The 18446-nt window shown below is 70.5% G+C and carries 16 protein-coding genes; 12 read left to right on the top strand and 4 right to left on the bottom strand.

Annotation, left to right across the window (positions count from 1 at the left end; all coding sequences use genetic code 11):
- Nucleotides 1–491: 491 nt before the first annotated feature.
- The 4 genes from BKE41_RS01315 to BKE41_RS01300 all read left to right on the top strand — a co-directional run bounded on the left by BKE41_RS01315 (nt 492) and on the right by BKE41_RS01300 (nt 7059).
- The gene (locus BKE41_RS01315; protein WP_070998330.1) at nt 492–2264 is read left to right on the top strand and encodes an ethylbenzene dehydrogenase-related protein; all 1773 of its coding nucleotides are present in this window, start codon (nt 492–494) and stop codon (nt 2262–2264) included.
- A 14-nt stretch (nt 2265–2278) separates the two neighbouring features.
- Entirely contained in the window at nt 2279–3316 is a 1038-nt protein-coding gene (locus tag BKE41_RS01310; RefSeq protein ID WP_029358298.1) for a 2Fe-2S iron-sulfur cluster-binding protein, read from the top strand.
- Nucleotides 3317–3391: 75 nt separating this feature from the next.
- Entirely contained in the window at nt 3392–4201 is an 810-nt protein-coding gene (locus BKE41_RS01305; protein ID WP_024827800.1) for a substrate-binding domain-containing protein, read from the top strand.
- Nucleotides 4198–7059: an EAL domain-containing protein gene (locus BKE41_RS01300; RefSeq protein WP_070998328.1), complete on the top strand. Its 2862-nt coding sequence runs from the start codon at nt 4198–4200 to the stop codon at nt 7057–7059. Before BKE41_RS01305 ends, BKE41_RS01300 begins: the two co-directional genes overlap by 4 nt.
- 45 nt (nt 7060–7104) lie before the next feature.
- Here the strand turns inward: BKE41_RS01300 and BKE41_RS01295 are convergent, their stop codons facing one another.
- From BKE41_RS01295 to BKE41_RS01280, 4 genes are all read right to left on the bottom strand, one after another.
- Complete coding sequence (locus BKE41_RS01295; RefSeq protein WP_070998325.1) at nt 7105–7587, bottom strand: DUF1203 domain-containing protein; 483 nt, start codon at nt 7585–7587, stop codon at nt 7105–7107.
- Nucleotides 7588–7684: 97 nt separating this feature from the next.
- A complete protein-coding gene (locus BKE41_RS01290) occupies nt 7685–8740 on the bottom strand; it encodes an adenylate/guanylate cyclase domain-containing protein (protein ID WP_070998324.1) in 1056 nt (351 codons plus the stop codon).
- A gap of 33 nt (nt 8741–8773) precedes the next feature.
- On the bottom strand, nt 8774–9133 hold the full coding sequence (locus BKE41_RS01285) for a response regulator (RefSeq protein WP_043073025.1): 360 nt from the start codon (nt 9131–9133) through the stop codon (nt 8774–8776).
- A gap of 49 nt (nt 9134–9182) precedes the next feature.
- A complete protein-coding gene (locus BKE41_RS01280; protein WP_070998322.1) occupies nt 9183–12107 on the bottom strand; it encodes a response regulator in 2925 nt (974 codons plus the stop codon).
- Between the two features lie 291 nt (nt 12108–12398).
- On the opposite strand from BKE41_RS01280, the gene BKE41_RS01275 reads away from it, so the two are divergent.
- The 8 genes from BKE41_RS01275 to BKE41_RS01250 all read left to right on the top strand — a co-directional run bounded on the left by BKE41_RS01275 (nt 12399) and on the right by BKE41_RS01250 (nt 18434).
- Nucleotides 12399–12608, top strand: coding sequence for a hypothetical protein (locus tag BKE41_RS01275; protein ID WP_024827804.1), 210 nt, complete (start codon nt 12399–12401; stop codon nt 12606–12608).
- A 358-nt stretch (nt 12609–12966) separates the two neighbouring features.
- Nucleotides 12967–13107, top strand: a complete 141-nt coding sequence (locus tag BKE41_RS31510; RefSeq protein ID WP_012317235.1) for a hypothetical protein — start codon at nt 12967–12969, stop codon at nt 13105–13107.
- A 324-nt stretch (nt 13108–13431) separates the two neighbouring features.
- Entirely contained in the window at nt 13432–13578 is a 147-nt protein-coding gene (locus tag BKE41_RS30970; RefSeq protein ID WP_012317234.1) for a hypothetical protein, read from the top strand.
- Nucleotides 13579–13589: 11 nt separating this feature from the next.
- A complete protein-coding gene (locus tag BKE41_RS01270; RefSeq protein ID WP_020091582.1) occupies nt 13590–13679 on the top strand; it encodes a K(+)-transporting ATPase subunit F in 90 nt (29 codons plus the stop codon).
- Nucleotides 13680–13700: 21 nt separating this feature from the next.
- Nucleotides 13701–15416, top strand: coding sequence for a potassium-transporting ATPase subunit KdpA (gene kdpA, locus BKE41_RS01265; RefSeq protein WP_012317233.1), 1716 nt, complete (start codon nt 13701–13703; stop codon nt 15414–15416).
- Nucleotide 15417: 1 nt separating this feature from the next.
- Entirely contained in the window at nt 15418–15612 is a 195-nt protein-coding gene (locus BKE41_RS01260) for a hypothetical protein (RefSeq protein ID WP_024827806.1), read from the top strand.
- 103 nt (nt 15613–15715) lie between these two features.
- On the top strand, nt 15716–17806 hold the full coding sequence (gene kdpB, locus BKE41_RS01255) for a potassium-transporting ATPase subunit KdpB (protein WP_029358286.1): 2091 nt from the start codon (nt 15716–15718) through the stop codon (nt 17804–17806).
- A gap of 22 nt (nt 17807–17828) precedes the next feature.
- Nucleotides 17829–18434, top strand: a complete 606-nt coding sequence (locus BKE41_RS01250; protein WP_070998321.1) for a K(+)-transporting ATPase subunit C — start codon at nt 17829–17831, stop codon at nt 18432–18434.
- Nucleotides 18435–18446 lie beyond the last annotated feature (12 nt).

Below are 18446 nucleotides of genomic sequence, written 5' to 3'. Positions count from 1 at the left end.
GGGTCGGGCCGCACGAGAGGAGCCGCCCTGCAAGAGGACCTCGCGGGCCGGATCGTGTTCAGATCTCGATGTTGAAGTGGCGCGGACCGAGACCCGCCGCGCTGCCCGTTGCGGGCAGCGGCGAGCGACCGTCCGCCACCCATCAGGGGACAACTGATCCGACGACAGAGTTGGGGGCGGCCTCGGAGAACGCGTTCCGAAACGGCCACGAAGAAGAGGCCGCTGCCGCGTACGGGTCCGCTATCGCGCGGATAGCGAGGCCTATCGGCCTCGTCTGACGATGTGCGCCGTCGGCGCGCCTTGTCCTGCCGGCGCTGCGGCGGGGCGGCAACGCCGCGGGCCCGCCCGACGCGCGCGGACGATCGCGCCCGTTAAGCATGTTCCTCAAGAGTTCAAGATTGCAAAGCTCGGCTATATCCGCGAGCCGTCATCGTGATTTACAAAGTTCTAACGTAGCGAGTCCAATTTGCGGCGACGGTGCGGAGAAACGAATGTCGGAACCGCTGACCCTCTCGCCGCATCCGCCCGGCGGACCCGACGCCGCCTCCGGTTGGCGCAGCACGCCCGCCGCGCGGGCCGACCGGCATCCTCGCTCCGATGTCGGGACGATCGTCATCCACTGGATCGTCGCTATCGCCATGGTGGCGAGCCTGCTCACCGGCCTGCGCATCTCGGCCGACGCGCCCGTGGCGCGGACCGCGAAGTTCCTGGCGCCGATGCTCCCGCAGGGAGAGGTCTGGACCGTCCATTTCGTGGCCGGCCTGACCCTGTTCTTCGGCATCACGGCCTATCTCGTCTACCTCGTGCGCGGGCGTCTCACCGACCGCAACAGCCTCTCGCGGCTCCGCGCCCTCCGCGTCAGCGGGCGGACGAAGGCGGCCCGGAAGGCCCGGTGGGGCGGCATCAACGTCGCGCTGCACTGGCTGATCTACGCGGTCACGCTCATCCTGACAGGCACAGGGGTCGCGCTCTACCTGGGCTACGGCGGCTGGGTGGTGTGGCTGCACGCCACCTGCGCGCTGGTGGCGATGGCCTACATCGCGGTCCATACCCTCGCGCACTTCATGTACGGCGGGCTCTGGCAGCTCCTGCGGTTGTTCCGTCCCGCGGCCCTGGCGGACGGCGCGGCGCGGCGGCGGCGGCCGCTCCTGGCGGCCGCCGTGATCGGTCTCCCCGTCGTCGGCGGCCTGGCCTTCGCGGACGTGAAGGGCCGCTCCACACTCGTCGTCGACAAGGTGTCGGCCGGACCGGACCTGTCCAAGCTCCTCGAAGACCCGGTCTGGCGCACGGCGCGGCCGGTCTCGGTCCGGACGATGCAGGGCGCCAATTTCGGCGGGACCGGCGAGACGACCGTCGAGATCCGCGCGGTCCGCGACGACGCGAACGTGTACTTCGCCTTCCGCTGGTGGGATCCGTCGCGCTCACTGAAGCGCGTCCCGATGATCAAGAAGGCGGACGGCTGGCACCTCCTCGACGCGGACGCCGCGCGCGCGGACGTGACCGCCTACTACGAGGACAAGCTGGCGGTGATCTTCTCGCGATCCGACGCCTTCGGCAGCGGCGGATCGACCCATCTCGGCGCCCGGCCCCTGCCCGACGCCCCCGCCCCGCTCAACGGCCGCGGCTACCACTACACCACGGACGGCAGCTACATCGACATGTGGCAGTGGAAGGCGGCCCGGGGCGGCATGCTCGGCGTCGTCGAGGACATGCATATCGGGCCGCCCACCGAGCCGACCGCCGCCGAGCGGGCCGTGAAGGGCCGCTATCAGGCCGGCTACTGGGGCGATCCCGGCACCAGCGCGTACCGCTACAACTTCAAGTTCGAGGGTCCCGGCGGTTACGCGGGCGCGGTCGAGCCGCTGCGGCTTCCCAAGGACTGGCGCGCGACGGTGGCCAAGCTCGGCACCGTGGATCTCGCCTTCGACGCCAGCACCTCGCCGGGCTCGGAATGGTGGATGGTCGAGAAGACCGACACGGTGCCGTACACAGCGGCCGCAGACGCGGAGATCCCGGTCGGGACCGTCATGCCGGGCGTCCTCATGACCGACGGCTATACGGGGGATCGCGCCGGGATCTCGGCGGCAGCCGACTGGGCCGACGACCACTGGACTCTGGTCGCCTCCCGCAAGATCGCGACCGGCAGCAAGTACGACGTCGATTTCCTGCCCGGCAACACCTTCTACCTGTACGTCTCGGCCTTCGATCACACGCAGACCCGCCACACGCGGCACATGCGGCCGGTCGAAGTCCTGTTGCGCTGAGGCGGGAGCGCGCCATGGCCGATCGCGTCGACCTCATCATCAACGGACGGCGCGTCAGCGCCGTCGCGGGACAGACCCTGCTCGACGCGGGTCTGGCGGCCGGACGCGCGATCCCGCACGACTGCGCCACCGGTCAGTGCGACACCTGCCGCGTCCGGATCCATTCGGGCTCGGTGGACGATGCGGGGACGCGCATCGGCGAGACCGTGCAGGCCTGCCGGGCGCGCCTGACCAGCGACACGGTCATCGAGTTCGACGAGGTTCCCGAGACCGTCCGGCGCGCCGGCACTGTGGACCGCGTGGTCGATCTCACCGCCGAGATCGTCGAAGTGACGGTCGCGCTGCGCAAGCGGCTGATCTACCTGCCGGGCCAGTATGTCCGGGTCTCCTTCGCCGGGCTGCCGGCACGGGACTACAGCCCGACCCTGCGCTCGGATGGATCGGGCGAACTGAACGAGTTGATCTTCCAGATCCGCCGGCAGCCCGACGGCGCGGTCTCGCCGCTGCTCGGCAACAAGGTCGGACCGGGAACGGCGGTGAAGGTCGAGGGTCCGTTCGGGGCCGCCTTCCACCGGCTCGGACGCGGTCGCCTCGTCGTCGTCTCGTCCGGCGTCGGTTGGGCGCCGGCCTGGGCGGTCGCACGCGCGAGCCGGCTGCGCGAGCCGGAGCGCGAGCTGCTCGTCGTGGCCGGCGCGCGGCACCCGCAGAACCTCTACATGCGCCCGGCGCTCGACTGGCTGCGCGAGCGCGGGGCAACGACGATCCTGACCTGCAGCGGCAGTAACCCACCTCCGGATGCCCGGGCGGGGCGACCGACCCTCCACATGCCGATGCTCACGCGGGACGACATCGTCCTCGCGGCCGGCGCCCCGGAGATGGTCGCAGCGGTCCAATTCCTGGCCGCGGCCACCGGTGCGACCTGCTACGCCGATCCCTTCTACGCGGCCGCGCGCGGCGCGGAGGAGAACCCGCCGTCCGACACGAATTTCCTGCAGCGCTTCCTGCAGCGCGTGGCGGGCCATCGGACCGCTAAAACGGAGCCCGTCGCCTAGCAGATCGTCAACCACACCTTCAATGTACGGTATCCGGTGACCTCGAGTTAAGCACTCAAGGCGCATTCTCCGGTCATGGCACTGTCATTCTCGAATCTTCGGCGCGTCATCGCGGGTGGAATCATCCTCCTCGCCCAGTCGGGCGGCGTCCGGGCGGACGATCTCCCGATCGTCGGCACGGGTGACGGGATCGAGATGCTCCAGGCGGTCGCGGCCGCCTACAATGCCGAGGGCGGCGACGCCCGCGTCTCGGTTCCTCCGAGCATCGGCTCCGGCGGCGCCGTCGCGGCCGTGGGCGGCGAGCGCCAGCGGCTCGGACGGGTGGCGCGCCCGCTCACCGAGGCCGAGAAGGCCCAGGGCCTGGTAGAGGTGCCGCTCGCCCGCATCCCCTCGGCCATCTTCGTCCACCGGGGCGCCGGCGTCACGAACCTGACGAGCGCGCAGGTCGCGGCCATCTTCGCGGGCACGACCGACAATTGGAGCGCCCTCGGCGGACCCGATCTCAAGATCCGCGTCGTCCGCCGCGAGGAGACGGACAGCACGCTGTCGGTGCTTCGGGCGACCATGCCGGGCTGGCGCGACCTCGTCCTGACCAGCCGCTCCAAGACCGCGACCACGACCCAGGACGCGATCGCCACGGTGCGCGAGACGCCCGGCGCGATCGGCTTCGGTCCGTACTCCCCGGCGCTCGCGGGCGATCTGACAGTGCTGACGATCGACGGCAGGGCGCCGCGCGATCCGGCCTATCCGAGCGCCGTGACCCTCGCGCTGATCTACAAGGCCGCCACGCGCGACGCCGCGGCATCCGCGTTCCTCGCCTTCGCGACGTCCGATCGCGCGGGTCAGGTCATGGCGGAGCGGGGCGGCGCCCCGCTCAGGCCGTGACGGGCACCGTCTTCTCGCGTTCCCTGCGCGCGCGCCTCGTCGGCGCGACGCTCTCGACGGCCGCGGTCGCGCTGGCGGCCCTGGTCTTCCTGGTGGTCCTGCGCTCCGGGCAGACGCTCCGCGAGCAAGAGCGAGAGGTCTCGACTTGGTCCGAGGCGCAGCTCTCCGACCGCCTGTTCAGCGACGCCAAGCTCGCCGCCGCCCGGCTACAGATGCAGCGCGAGGACGTCGAGCGGCGCTTCGCCACCATGGCCAAGCGCTGGGACGTCGCCAAGGCGGTCTTCTCCGGCAACACGGTGGCGGCCTCGGAGCTGCTCCGGCCGGCGCTGGCGCTTGCGGACCTCGACGGTGCCATCGCCTTCGACCTCAATCTCCGCGCATTGACGGCCGACCGCGTCGACGCGGATCTCCTCGCCGCCAACGGGGCGTTCGGGACGTCACCCGTCGCGACGGCCCTCCGGACGGTGCTCGCCCGCAACGATAGGGAGCACGCGGACGGGTTCGTGCTGTCGCTGCGCTGGGACGACGCGCTGGCGCGCGCGCTCGCCGCGAACGAGAGCGGCACGGTCGCCGACATCTTCGGCCAGCCGCTCTTCGACGATTTCGGCGAGGTGATCGGCGGCCTCGTCGGATACCGGGTCCTGCGTCCGCACGAGCCGACCTTGACGGCCTTCGCGTCGCTCAGCGGCCGCGACGTCCTCATCCTCTCCGGCCAGAGTCTGCTCTCCTCGGCGGGCGCGGAGGTCTCCCACGCCCAACTCGGACCCGCGTCGGGTGCTGAGCTTCACGCCGTGGTAGGAGCCGAGAAGGTAGCGCGCTGCATCGCCCAGCCTGCCGACATTCGCCTCTGCGTCGCGGCGCCGCTCAAGGAGCTGCAGCAGCTCACCGGCAAGGTCGTGGGCATCGGCGAGGAGAGCTCGCGCTCGCTCCTGCGGACGCTCAGCGTCGTGGCGGGTCTGACCCTGTGCCTGGTCGCGGTCGTCCTGCTCTTCCTGTCGAGCCGGATCACCCGACCCCTGGTGCGCATCACCCAGACGGTCTCCGAGGTCGCGCGCGGCAACTGGCACGTGAGCGTGCCGGATACCGACCGCGCCGACGAGGTCGGCGATATCGCGCGCGCCGTCGTCGTGCTCGAGCACTCCCTCTCGGAGCGCGATCAGCTGCGCGACGACGTGTTCCGGCAGAACACGATCCTGACGGAGCGCGAGCGGCAGCTCCAGGAGCAGAACGAGCGGTTCGACGCGGCCCTGAACAATATGTCCCAGGGCTTGTGCATGTTCGGGGGCCACGGCCGGCTCAAGGTCTACAATGCCCAGTTCTGCCGGATCTACGGCATCGCCCCGGGCGCGCTCGATACCGAACCGGCGCAGGCAGAGGTTCGCCGGCTCGCCGGTCTCGCGGACTGGCCGGACGCGGAGAGCGGGCCGAGCCGCCGGACCCTCACCCGGACGCTCGCCGACGGCCGCTGCGTCGAGATTACGGTCGAGCCGATGGCCGATGGCGGCTGGGTGGAGACCCACGAGGACGTCACCGCGAGCGTCACCGCGCAGGCGCGGATCGCGCATCTCGCGACCCACGACGCGCTGACCGGCCTGTCGAACCGGGCCCTGCTGGCCGAGCGTCTGGCGGCCGCCTTCGCGGATCATGCGGGCGGTGGCCGGGCAGTGACGGTGATTTGCCTCGACCTCGACGACTTCAAGGGCATCAACGACACCCTCGGGCATCCGGCCGGCGACGAGCTTCTCCGGCAGGTCGGGCGTCGCCTCACCGCCCTGTGCCCGCCCAGCGGCACGGTGGCGCGCCTCGGCGGCGACGAGTTCGCGATGGTCCTCTGTGAGGCGGATCTGCCGGACGGAGTCCTCGTCCTCGCCGAGCAGATCCTGACCCAGCTCAGGCGGCCGTTCTTCCTCGCTGGCCAGTTCGTTTCCGTGGACGGGAGCCTCGGCATCGCCGTCTCCGGCACGGAGGATGCCGACGGCGACGATCTCCTGCGGCGCGCCGACGTCGCCCTCTACGCCGCCAAGGCCGACGGCGGTCGGCGCGTCCGCGTCTTCGAGCAGGAGATGGAGGAGCGCCAGAACCAGCGGCGCTGGCTGGAACGCGAGCTGCGGCTGGCGATCGGCACCGCGCAGATCGAGCTGCACTATCAACCGCTCTTCGATCTGGCGACGAACGCGGTGACGAGCTTCGAGGCGCTGGCCCGGTGGCATCACCCGGAACGCGGGATGATCTCGCCCGGCGAGTTCATCCCGGTCGCCGAGGCGACGGGGCTGATCGACGCCCTCGGCGCCTACGTGCTCGAGCGGGCCTGCGCGGATGCCATGACGTGGCCCGGCTCCCTGCGGGTGGCCGTCAACATCTCGCCGATCCAGTTCCGCGAGGGCAATCTCGACCGCTTCGTCGAGGAGGTCCTGCGCAAGACCCGGCTGCCGAGCCACAGGCTTGAGCTGGAGATCACCGAGTCGGTGATCCTGAGCCAGGATCAGGCGAGTTTCGACATGCTGAGCCGCCTGCGCCGCCTCGGCGTGCGGTTCTCGATGGACGATTTCGGGACCGGCTACTCGTCCCTCAGCTCGCTGAACACGTTCCGCTTCGACAAGATCAAGCTGGACCAGTCCTTCGTCCGGAACCTGCTCGAGAAGGACGAGGCCGCGGCCATCGTCCACGTCGTGGCAGAACTCGGCCGCAGCCTGAAGATCACGACGACGGCCGAGGGTGTCGAGACCCCCGAGCAGCTGGCCCGGCTGCGAGCGAGCGGCTTCTCGGAGGTCCAGGGCTACCTGCTGAGCAAGCCGATCCCGGCTGCCGGCGTGGCCGCCTTCATCACAGCGCAGCAGCATCTCCACGTCGCGGCCTGACGGGGCGCAGGCACGGCTTGCGCGGAACGGCGCGGAGGACCGCGGTCAGCCGGGCACGCGCTCCACGCGCACGAGCAGGCACCCGGGTCGGGCCGTGTGGACGTTGACGAACCGGGTGCGCGGGTCGGCGAGGGCGCGGCGGAGCGGACCCTCGGCCTCGCTCCCGGCACAGACCTGTCCGAGATCGTAGAGACAGAGATGCTCCGCGTCGTAGGCGCGAACCGACACGAGCGCGTTCGCGCGGACGATCGGCGCGAGTTCGTCGACCGTCTCGGCGCGCGGGCAGTCTCGCGCGTGCAGGAAGATCGGGCTCGGGGTCCAGTAGATGCCGCGGGGCTCCGGCAGATCGTAGGATCCGAGCAGCATGGACTCGCCGGGCTGGCCGAGTCGCAGGCAGTGGCGGCACGGAAAGCCTCCGTTCGCCGTCGCGGCGACCCGCCGGATCGGGTTGCCCCGGTCGTCCAGGCCGGCGCTGCGGAAGCGATCGGCGGTCTCCGTCGGGATCGGAACGCATCGAAAACGGGTCATAGTGCACCTCCGGGACGGGCCCTAGGCCCCGTCCCGGCCCGCCGCATCCCGCTTCTTGCTGCGCAATCCGGAACGCTCCGCGGCCGCCGAGGCCGTCTCAGGCCCGGTCCGCGTCGCCGGCCGCGAGGGCGTGGCAGTACACGTCGACCGCGCCCTTGCCCTTCAGCGTCACGGCGCCGATCGGCCGGACGTCGCGTGGATCGGCCAATCGGTCGAAGGCCTCGCGCGACAGGTGCAGCGCGCACCCGTCGCCGAGCCCGGAGAGGCGCGCGGCGACGTTCACGGTGTCGCCCCACAGGTCGAAGGTGAACTTCGTCCGGCCGACGATACCGCCGACCACCGGCCCGATGTGGATGCCGCCGCGGATCCGCCAGCCCGGCTCGCCCGCCGCGGCGATCTCCACCATGTCGGCGGCGCAGCGGATGGCGGCGGAGACCGGGTCGTCGTGGGGCCGCAGCAGGTTGGCCGTGGCCATGAAGGCGTCGCCGATCGTCTTGATGTTCTCCAGGCCCCGCGCCTGCGCGACCACTTCGAAGGCTTCCGCCAGGCGCTGGATCTCCGCGACGACGACGTCCGGGCCCTGGTCGTGGCACCACGTGGTGAAGCCGACGAGGTCGATGAACAGGACCGCGACGTCGTCGAACAGCCGCGGCTTGACCTGCCCGGTCTCCATCAGCTCCGCCACCGCCGAGACCGGCAGGATGGCGTGGAGCAGCTCGTCGGCGCGCTTGCGCTCGCGCTCGATGGTCCGCAGATGCGCGACTTCACGGTCATGCGCCCGCTTCCGCTCCAGGCAGGAGCGGATGCGGGCCTCCAGGATCACCGGCTCGAAGGGCTTCGGCAGGTAGTCGAAGGCGCCGAGCTCGATGCACCGGACGATGCTGCCGATCTCCATCAGAGCGGAGATCATCACGACGGGCGTGTGGCGCCAAGCCTCGTCGGCCTTCATGCGCTCGAGCACGGCGTAGCCGTCCAGGGCCGGCATCATCACGTCGAGCAGGACGAGGTCGAACGGCTCCTCGCTCAGCCGGTCGAGGGCCGCCCGCCCGTTCGCGGCCCGCACGCTGGTATGTCCGAGGAGCTCCAGCTCCTGCTCCAGCAGGTCGAGGTTGAACGGCTCGTCGTCGACGATGAGGATGCGGGCTGGCTCCAAGGGTCCTCCCTTCCTGGCGTGCGACGGCCGCGCTCAGCCGAGCCAGTGCTGCAGCTTGGCGAAGAGGAGGTCCTCGTCGACGGGCTTGGTCATGAAGTCATCGCAGCCGGCGGCCCGCGCGCGGTCCTCGTCGCCGGTCATCGCGTTGGCGGTGATCGCCATCACCGGAATGGCGGAGGTGGTCGCGTTCGCCTTTATGCGGCGCGTCGCCTCCCAGCCGTCGACGAGCGGCAGCGACAGGTCCATGAGGATGAGGTCGGGCCGGTGCGCGATCGCCATGTCGACACCGGCGGCCCCGTCGACGGCGATCAGGATCTCGTACTCGTCCTCCAGCAGCTGGGTCAGCAGATCGCGGTTGAGCGCGACGTCCTCGACGATGAGTATCCGCTTCATGGGCGGATCCCGGACGATGCGGGCCGCCGCGCCCAGATTGTCCCGAGCCTCATCGGCCACCGTCGGCGGTCTCAGTCTCCAGGACCGGCAGCACGCGGCGGACCTCGCGAACCAGGGCGGCGCGGTCGAGCCCGCCCTTGTCGATCAGCCCAAGCACACGCTCCCGCAGCATGCCGCGCTCGGCTGAATCAAGCGACGCGGCGGTCAGGACCACGACAGGGATCGATCGGGCGGCGGGATCAGCCTGCAGGGCATCCAGGAAGGCCAGGCCGTCCATCCGCGGCATGAGCAGGTCAAGGAGGATGACGCTCGGCCGGGCCTGCGCGATGCGTTCCAGGCCGGCCGCGCCGTCGGCCACCCAGTCGACGGTGCAGTGCTCCGAATCCAGCAGCTGGCGCACGAGGTCGGGCACGTTCGGATCGTCGTCGATCACGAGGACGCGCTCGTTGTCGGGGGCGATCCGCGCGAGGGCGCCGATCAGGGCCTCCCGCTCGAACGGCTTCACGATGTAGTCGGTCGCGCCGAGCCGGAAGCCGAGCTCCTTCTGGTCGACGATCGAGATCAGCACCACCGGGATGTCGCGGGTCAGCGGATCGGTCTTCAGCGCGTGCAGCACCTGCCAGCCGTCGGTGCCGGGCATCATGATGTCGAGTGTGATCGCCCGCGGCTGCAGCTCCCGGGCCTTGACCAGCCCTTCCTGGCCGCTCGCCGCCCCGACGACCGTGTAGCCGGCATCGGCGAGATTCTCCTTCAGCAGGTAGACGACGTTGGGATCGTCGTCGATCGCCAGCACGACCTTGGCGCCCGAGCGCGGCGCGGTGACGGTGGCGGGCGCCGGCTTCGGGGGCGGCGCCTCGGCGCCGCCGGCGATCCGCGGCGGGATGGTGAGGGTGAAGGTCGAGCCCTCGCCCTCGCGGCTCTCGACGTCGATCCGGCCGCCGAGCAGGCGCGCCAGCCGGTGGCTGATCGCGAGCCCGAGCCCGGTGCCGCTGTGGGACCGGGTCGCGCTGTTGTCGACCTGATGGAACTCCTCGAAGATCGCGCTCAGGGCGCCCGCCGGGATGCCGATGCCGGTATCCATCACGGCGAACTCGATCCCTTCATCGACCGAGCGGACGCGGAGCGTGACCGATCCGGCCTCGGTGAACTTGATGGCGTTGCTGAGCAGGTTGATCAGGATCTGCCGCAGCTTCTCCTCGTCCGTGCGCAGCATCGGGGGCGGGTCCCGGACGTCCCGGACGAGGCGCACGCCCTCGTTCTTGACGAGGGGCTCGACGGTGCGGAGGCACAGGTCGAGGACCGGTTCCAGGGCGAAGTCCGAGGGCTTCACCTCCATGCGCCCCGCCTCGACCTTGGCGAGGTCGAGGATGCTGTTGATCAGCGAGAGCAGGTGCTCGGAACTCGCCAGGATCTTCTCGAGATTCTCGAACTGCTTGACCGGCAGGACATCCTTCGCCCGCCGCATCACCAGCCGGGTGAAGCCGATGATCGCGTTGAGCGGGGTCCGCAACTCGTGGCTCATGTTGGCGAGGAAGCTGCTCTTGGCGCGGCTCGCCTCCTCGGCCGCCTCCTTCGCCTGACGCAGGCTCTCCTCGGCCTGCTTGCGCTCGATCACGCGGCCGAGCTGCGCGCCGATGTTGCTCATGACCCGGAGCAGCGAGGCGTCCGGCGGGGACGCGTCGCGGGCGAAGAACTCCAGCACCGCGACGACGTCGCGCCCGACCGTCACCGGAAAGCCGAATCCCGCCCGGATGCCGTGCTCGACCGCCGCCGGCGCGCGCGGGTCCGCGGCCAGCGTCGGGTCCCCGACGCTCCATTCCGGCGCGCCCGAGACGAGAACGCGGCCGGCCAGGCCCGATCCGGCGGCCAGCGACGTGGCAGCCGTAGCGGCCTGGAATCGCGCGACATCCGCGCCGGGATCGCAGTGCCAGATGCCGGTCGGGAGCAGCGTCCGCGTCCCGTCCCGGGCCAGGATATGGGCGTGACCGACAGGCCAGCCGGCGTGCTGCGCGACGCGCTCGAGGCAGAAGCGCAGGGCGTCCTCGACCGTCGGCGCCTCGTTGGCGGCCGCGGCGGCGGCCTGGAGCAGCTCGACGAAGGCGGTCTGCTTCTGCAGCGCCAGCTCGGCTTCTTTGCGCTCGGTGATGTCGCTCCAGGACTCGACCACCTCGACGGGCTGTCCGCCCGGATCTCGCAGGAGGCGCTGCTCGTCCCGGACCCAGCGATAGGTGCCGTTCGCGTGCTGGAACCGGTACTCGATGACGTTGTGCCCGTCGGCGAGCAGGCGCGGGAACTCGGCGAGCACGCGGTCGCGGTCGTCGGGATGAAGCCGCTCCAGCCAGAATTCCGGCCCGGCCAGGTAATCGCCCGGCTCGTAGCCCAGGAGATCGCGCACGTTCTCGCTGATGAAGGTCGGCGCGTTCCTGCCGCCGACCTCGAAGCTGCAGATCATCGACGGGGACGCGGTGAGCAGGTAGGTCAGCCGCCCCTGCGTCGCTTGGAGCACCTGCTCGGCGCGCTTGATCTCGGTCACGTCGGTGTAGACGGCGACGACGCCGCCGTCGTTGGTCTTGCGCTCGTTGACCTGGACCCAGCGGCCGTCGACGCGCTGCTGGAGAAGCGGCCCTCCCGGCGCGCGGTAGTGGGCGATCCGCTCGGCAAGCCAGCCCTCGACGGTCATGCCGTTCGGGCGAACGACGCAGGTCTCGGCGACGGCGCGGGCGATGGCCTCGAAAGCTACGCCCGGCACGATGATCGTCGACAGGCCGGGATGGAGATCTTGGAAGTGCCCGTTGCATAGGACGAGGCGATCGTCCGAATCGAACAGTGCGAAGCCCTCGGAGCTGCACTCGATCGCCTCGATGAGCTTCTGCTTGGCGACGCCGACCTCGTCGAGCGGCCCGGCGTTCCGGACCGGGGCGGCGTCCGCGGCCCGGCCCGCTCCGTCAAGTGACCCGGCCGGCATGTGGGACATGACTCGAACCACTCCGACACCGATGCGCCATGGCGTGACGCCCTGCCCTAGAAGGCCTGATCTGCGCGATGCCCGAGGCTGCGCAATTCATTATTCGGCACCGTCGCATGGTCTATTTTGCGGATCAAGCTGTACGGAGACTGCTGTCCCGCTCCAGTCACGGGTTGACCGTTTCTGACCGATCTACCCGTATGTCGCCGCCGTTCCCGCCCGGAACGCATCGGTGCCATGTCTCGGCGCGACGTGGCGGCACGCCGAGAAGGTGTATCTTCCGTGAAAACGGAGGAAACGATGGCTTACAAAATCACTTTTCGCCGCGGGAAGCGCGAGAGCTTCACCAAACTGTGGCCGTGCGATCTCGAGGCGGCGACGGCCTACGCGCTCGCGCAGCTCCCCGTGCAGCAGCGCGAGAACGGGGCGACCTCGGTCAGCGTGGTCTGCGAGCGGACCGGCGAGGTCGTGTTCAACTCGACCGAGCAGCCAGAAGCCGCGACGGTCTAGAACCGCGCCCGGCCGCGTCGCGGCCGGGTCCGACATCCGGCGTCCGACGCGGCGCCCGGCCTGACGGCCGGCCGCGGACAGGACGCTTCCGGAGGGACCGCGTCATGCCGTCAGACCCGACCCGCGCGCCCGAGGGTGTCCCCGCGTCGCCGAGCCGCGACGAGCCGGACTTCGGCGCCTACAGCTCGCCGCCCTGCTTCCTGCACGAGCTCGACCCGAGCTTCCTGGGCCTTGCGGACGCGCCGCCGCCCGGTCCTGATGACATCCCTATGCCGGACGCCTCGCACGCGTCTTGGTCCCTCACGGCCGATGCGGACGTGGTCACGCCATCGGGCAACAGCCCGGATGGAGTCTCCGCATGCGAATCGTCCGCCACATCCTCGCCGAGTGCAGGGCCGACCACGTCTTCGCGCTGATGGTGGTCGCGCTCGGCGGGTGGTCCGCCGTGTCCCTCGCGCTGCTCGCACTGAACCTCTTCGAACCCCTGCAGGTCCGGTGAGCGCCGGAGTCTCCCCCGCCTGTCGCGGCGCCGCTGCGTCGCCGGCCGACGCGTCACCCTCGCCCTGCCCCATCGAGCCGCTCGCCGGACGCTGCGGCGTCTGCGGCCTCGGTTACGGCGGGATCCTCGGCCGAGAGGCCGGGGTGATCCGCCTGGACCGCGCCCGGTGGCGCGCCCTCTGCCCGGGGGCGGCTTGGCTGACCGTTCCGGCAGCCTGCGCGGGCCTCCAGGCGAGCTTCGGCCGACGCACCCGATCCTAACGCGACCCTTATATGTTCCGGCTCGGTCCTCGCTCGAACCCTAACGCGGTTCCCGGCGACACTGATGGTCGGCCAAGCCCGGTCGCGGAGCCTCCGCGGCCGGTCCGCCGAACCGGACCTGACCCCCATGCTCGACATCGTCTTCCTGGCCGGAGGGCTCGCCTTCTTCGTCGCGGCGGCCGGCTACGCGGCCGCCTGCGACCGGCTGTGAGAGAGGCCGCCATGACCCTCGACCTCGCCCTCGGCGCCTGCGTGACCGCCGGCCTCCTCGTCTACCTCACCTACGCCCTCGTCCGCCCCGAGCGGTTCTGAGCGGCCCGCAGGATCTCCCCCATGACCCTCAACGGCTGGATCCAGATCGCGCTCTACGGCGCGATCGTTCTGGCGCTCGTGAAGCCCCTCGGGTCGTACATGACCCGCGTCTTCACCGGAGAGCGCACCTTCCTCTCGCCCGTGCTCGGACCGATCGAGCGCGGTCTCTACCGTGTGTCCGGCATCGATGACCGCCAGGAGCAGCACTGGCTGGCCTACACGGGTGCGGTCATCCTGTTCCACGTGCTAGGCTTCGCGGTCCTCTACGCGATCCTGCGGCTGCAGGCGGTGCTGCCGCTGAACCCGGCCGACCAGACCGCGGTGGCGCCGGACCTCGCCTTCAACACGTCGACCAGCTTCATCACCAACACGAACTGGCAGTCCTACGGCGGCGAGACCACGCTCTCGTACCTGTCCCAGATGCTGGGTCTGACGCACCAGAACTTCCTGTCGGCGGCGACCGGCATCGCAGTGGCGGTGGCGCTGATCCGCGGATTCGCGCGCGCGTCCTCCGGCACGATCGGCTCGTTCTGGGTCGATGTGACCCGCGCCACCCTCTACGTGCTGCTGCCGATCTGCGTGCCCTACACGCTGTTCCTGGTCTGGCAGGGCATTCCGCAGACGCTCGGCGCCTACGCCGACGCCACGACGCTGGAGGGCGCCAAGCAGACCATCGCGCTCGGACCGGTGGCGAGCCAGGTGGCGATCAAGATGCTCGGCACCAACGGTGGCGGCTTCTTCAACGCCAACGCCGCGCACCCGTTCGAGAATCCGACCGCGCTGTCGAACCTCGTCCAGATGGTCTCGATCTTCGCGATCGGCGCCGCCCTCACCAACGTCTTCGGCCGCATGGTCGGCGACGAGCGGCAGGGCTGGGCCATCCTCGGCGCCATGGGGATCCTGTTCCTCGCGGGCGTCCTCGTCACCTACTGGGCCGAGGCCCACGGAAGCTCCGTCCTGAACAGCTTCGGGCTGACCGGCGGCAACATGGAGGGCAAGGAGACCCGCTTCGGCATCGCCGCCTCGGCGCTGTTCGCGGTGATCACCACGGCGGCCTCCTGCGGTGCCGTCAACGCCATGCACGACTCGTTCACGGCGCTCGGCGGCCTGATCCCGCTGCTCAACATGCAACTCGGCGAGATCATCATCGGCGGCGTCGGCGCCGGCCTCTACGGCATGCTGATCTTCGTGATCGTGGCGATCTTCGTGGCGGGCCTGATGGTCGGCCGAACCCCCGAGTACCTCGGCAAGAAGATCGAGGCGAAGGAGGTGAAGATGGCCATGCTCGGCATCCTCTGCCTGCCGCTGATGATGCTGGGCTTCACGGCGCTGGCGACGGTGGTGCCGGCGGGCCTCGCCGGCCCGGCCAATGCCGGCCCGCACGGCTTCACCGAGATCCTCTACGCCTACACGTCGGCGGCGGCCAACAACGGCTCGGCCTTCGGCGGGCTGACGGCCAACACGCTGTTCTACAACAGCACGCTCGCCATCGGCATGCTGGTCGGCCGGTTCTTCGTGAAGATCCCCGTGCTCGCCATCGCGGGCTCGCTCGCCGCCAAGAAGACGGTCCCGGCCTCGGCAGGCACGTTCCCGACCCACGGCGGCCTGTTCGTCGGGCTGCTCGTCGGGGTGATCCTGATCATCGGCGGCCTGACCTTCTTCCCCTCGCTGGCGCTGGGCCCCGTGGTCGAGCACCTCGCGGGCGCCGCCGGCCAGACCTTCGCGACGGGGGGCTGAGATGCCGCGCGCCCTCCCCGCCCGGCGCGTCGCGCGCCACCACCTCGTGCTGCACCGGCAGCCGCATCGCGCCGGCCGTGCCGGAGCCCCGCCCCCGCGGACGTCGGACCTCGTGCTGGCGCTTCTCGGCGTCGTCCTCCTCGGCGGCTTCGCCCTGCTGGCGGCCTACGCGCTGACCCTCGGCGTCGCGGGCTGAGCCCCTCCGCAACCGTCCTCGCGAGCGCAGCGCGGCCCTGGATCGCATCGCTCCGCCCGCGAGGACGGCAGCCCCACTTCCATCTCTCCTCCGGACATTTTCCATGTCTCGCCAGACGTCATCCCTGTTCAGTGCCGCCCTGATCGGGCCGGCCCTCATCGGCTCCGTCGGGAAGCTCGATCCCCGCGCCATGATCCGCAACCCGGTCATGTTCGTGGTCGAGGTCGTGGCGGTGCTCACCACGATCCTGTTCGCCCGCGACCTCATCACCGGCGGCAGCGATCTCGCCTTCTCCGGCCAGATCATCCTCTGGTTGTGGTTCACCCTGATCTTCGCCAACTTCGCCGAGGCCCTCGCGGAGGGGCGCGGCAAGGCCCAGGCCGACAGCCTGCGGCGCACCCGCACCGAGATGACGGCGAAGCGCCTCAAGGGACCGGGCCGCGCCTACGAGACGGTGCCGGGCACCGCCCTCAAGGTCGGCGACGTCGTGCTGGTCGAGGCCGGCGACCTGATCCCCTCCGACGGCGAAGTGATTGAGGGTGTAGCCTCCGTGAACGAGGCCGCCATCACGGGTGAATCCGCGCCGGTGATCCGCGAATCCGGCGGCGACCGCTCGGCGGTGACCGGCGGCACGCAGGTGCTCTCGGACGAGATCAAGGTCCGGATCACCGCCGCGGCCGGCTCGACCTTCGTGGACCGGATGATCGCGCTGGTCGAGGGCGCCTCGCGACAGAAGACGCCGAACGAGATCGCCCTGAACATCCTGCTCGCCGGGCTCACCATCGTGTTCGTCTTCGCGGTGGCCTCGATCCCGAGCTTCGCGAGCTACGCGGGCGGCGCGATCCCGGTGATCGTCCTCGTCGCCCTGTTCGTGACCTTGATCCCCACGACGATCGGCGCGCTGCTCTCGGCGATCGGCATCGCCGGCATGGACCGGCTGGTCCGCTTCAACGTGCTCGCCATGTCGGGCCGCGCCGTCGAGGCGGCGGGCGACGTCGACACCCTCCTCCTCGACAAGACCGGCACGATCACGCTCGGCAACCGGCAGGCCACCGAGTTCCGTCCGGTCTCCGGCGTGAGCGCGCAGGAACTCGGCGACGCGGCGCAGCTCGCCTCGCTCGCCGACGAGACGCCGGAGGGCCGCTCGATCGTGGTGCTGGCCAAGGAGAAGTACGGCATCCGCGCCCGCGACATGGCCGCGCTCAACGCCACCTTCGTGCCGTTCACCGCACAGTCGCGGATGTCGGGCGTCGACTTGGAGAGCGCCTCGATCCGCAAGGGCGCCGTCGACGCCGTGATCGCGTCGCTGTCCGGTCAGCCGGTGGCGAGCCGGGGCTCGAGCGCCGCCCTGGCCTTTCAGCCGGCTCCGGAGACGGCCGCCGTCAAGGAGACCCGCGCCATCGCCGAGGAGATCGCCAAGGTCGGCGGCACGCCGCTGGCCGTCGCCAAAAACGGCCGCCTGCTCGGCGTCGTCTACCTGAAGGACATCGTGAAAGGCGGCATCCGCGAGCGCTTCGCCGAGCTGCGCCAGATGGGCATCCGCACGGTGATGATCACCGGCGACAACCCGATGACCGCGGCGGCGATCGCGGCCGAGGCCGGCGTCGACGACTTCCTCGCCCAGGCCACGCCTGAGGACAAGCTCGCGCTGATCCGCAAGGAGCAGGCGGACGGCAAGCTCGTCGCCATGTGCGGCGACGGCACCAACGACGCTCCAGCGCTGGCCCAGGCCGATGTCGGTGTCGCCATGAACACCGGCACGGTGGCCGCCCGCGAGGCCGGCAACATGGTCGATCTCGACAGCGACCCGACGAAGCTCATCGAGATCGTCGGCATCGGCAAGCAGCTGCTGATGACCCGCGGCGCGCTGACGACCTTCTCGATCGCCAACGACGTGGCCAAGTACTTCGCCATCATCCCGGCGATGTTCCTCGGGCTCTACCCGCAGCTCCAGGCGCTCAACATCATGGGCCTCGCCTCGCCGCAGAGCGCGATCCTGTCGGCGATCATCTTCAACGCGCTGATCATCGTGGCGCTGATCCCGCTGGCCCTGCGCGGCGTCACCTACCGGGCCGTCGGCGCGGCCGCGCTGCTGCGCCGGAACCTCCTGATCTACGGCCTCGGGGGCGTCCTCGTGCCCTTCGTGGGCATCAAGGCCATCGACCTCGCCGTCAGCGCCCTCCACCTCGTCTGAACCGGTCCCTCGGAGACCCGCCATGCTGAAACAGCTTCGCCCTGCCCTTGTCCTGCTCACCGCCCTGACGGCGATCACCGGCCTCGCCTATCCCCTCGCGATGACTGGCCTCGCCGGCGCCATCTTCCCCGCCAAGGCCGCCGGCAGCCTGATCGAGCGCGACGGCACGGTCATCGGCTCCAGCCTGATCGGCCAGAACTTCACCGGTGCCGGCTACTTCCACGGCCGGCCTTCGGCGACCACGGCGCCGGACCCCGCCGACGCCTCGAAGACGGTGCCGGCGCCCTACAACGCGGCCAATTCCTCGGGCTCGAATCTCGGGCCGACCAGCGCGGCGTTGGCCGAGCGGGTGAAGGCCGATGTCGAGGCCTTGAAGGCCGAGAATCCGGGCGCCCCGGTGCCCGTCGATCTCGTGACGACCAGCGGGTCCGGCCTCGACCCGGACATCTCGCCCGAGGCCGCCTACTTCCAGGTTCCCCGCGTCGCCAAGGCCCGCAACATCCCGCAGGACAAGCTGCGCGACCTCGTGACCGCCCGCATCGTGGGCCGCACCCTGGGCATCCTGGGGGAGCCGCGCGTCAACGTGCTGGCGCTGAACCTCGCCGTCGACGATCTCGCCCGTCGCTGAACGGCGCTAAGT

The sequence above is a fragment of the Methylobacterium sp. C1 genome (assembly GCF_001854385.1).
Classification (GTDB): Bacteria; Pseudomonadota; Alphaproteobacteria; order Rhizobiales; family Beijerinckiaceae; genus Methylobacterium; species Methylobacterium radiotolerans.
The sequence above is the reverse complement of the archived record's forward strand: the minus strand, read 5'-3'. Positions and strand labels throughout refer to the sequence as shown.

Coding starts and splice junctions, on each gene's coding strand:
- BKE41_RS01315 (WP_070998330.1), top strand. CDS start 492: ATGTCGGAACCGCTGACCCTCTCGCCGCATCCGCCCGGCGGACCCGAC.
- BKE41_RS01310 (WP_029358298.1), top strand. CDS start 2,279: ATGGCCGATCGCGTCGACCTCATCATCAACGGACGGCGCGTCAGCGCC.
- BKE41_RS01305 (WP_024827800.1), top strand. CDS start 3,392: ATGGCACTGTCATTCTCGAATCTTCGGCGCGTCATCGCGGGTGGAATC.
- BKE41_RS01295 (WP_070998325.1), bottom strand. CDS start 7,587: ATGACCCGTTTTCGATGCGTTCCGATCCCGACGGAGACCGCCGATCGC.
- BKE41_RS01285 (WP_043073025.1), bottom strand. CDS start 9,133: ATGAAGCGGATACTCATCGTCGAGGACGTCGCGCTCAACCGCGATCTG.
- BKE41_RS01280 (WP_070998322.1), bottom strand. CDS start 12,107: ATGTCCCACATGCCGGCCGGGTCACTTGACGGAGCGGGCCGGGCCGCG.
- BKE41_RS01275 (WP_024827804.1), top strand. CDS start 12,399: ATGGCTTACAAAATCACTTTTCGCCGCGGGAAGCGCGAGAGCTTCACC.
- BKE41_RS31510 (WP_012317235.1), top strand. CDS start 12,967: ATGCGAATCGTCCGCCACATCCTCGCCGAGTGCAGGGCCGACCACGTC.
- BKE41_RS30970 (WP_012317234.1), top strand. CDS start 13,432: ATGGTCGGCCAAGCCCGGTCGCGGAGCCTCCGCGGCCGGTCCGCCGAA.
- BKE41_RS01270 (WP_020091582.1), top strand. CDS start 13,590: ATGACCCTCGACCTCGCCCTCGGCGCCTGCGTGACCGCCGGCCTCCTC.
- kdpA (WP_012317233.1), top strand. CDS start 13,701: ATGACCCTCAACGGCTGGATCCAGATCGCGCTCTACGGCGCGATCGTT.
- BKE41_RS01260 (WP_024827806.1), top strand. CDS start 15,418: ATGCCGCGCGCCCTCCCCGCCCGGCGCGTCGCGCGCCACCACCTCGTG.
- kdpB (WP_029358286.1), top strand. CDS start 15,716: ATGTCTCGCCAGACGTCATCCCTGTTCAGTGCCGCCCTGATCGGGCCG.
- BKE41_RS01250 (WP_070998321.1), top strand. CDS start 17,829: ATGCTGAAACAGCTTCGCCCTGCCCTTGTCCTGCTCACCGCCCTGACG.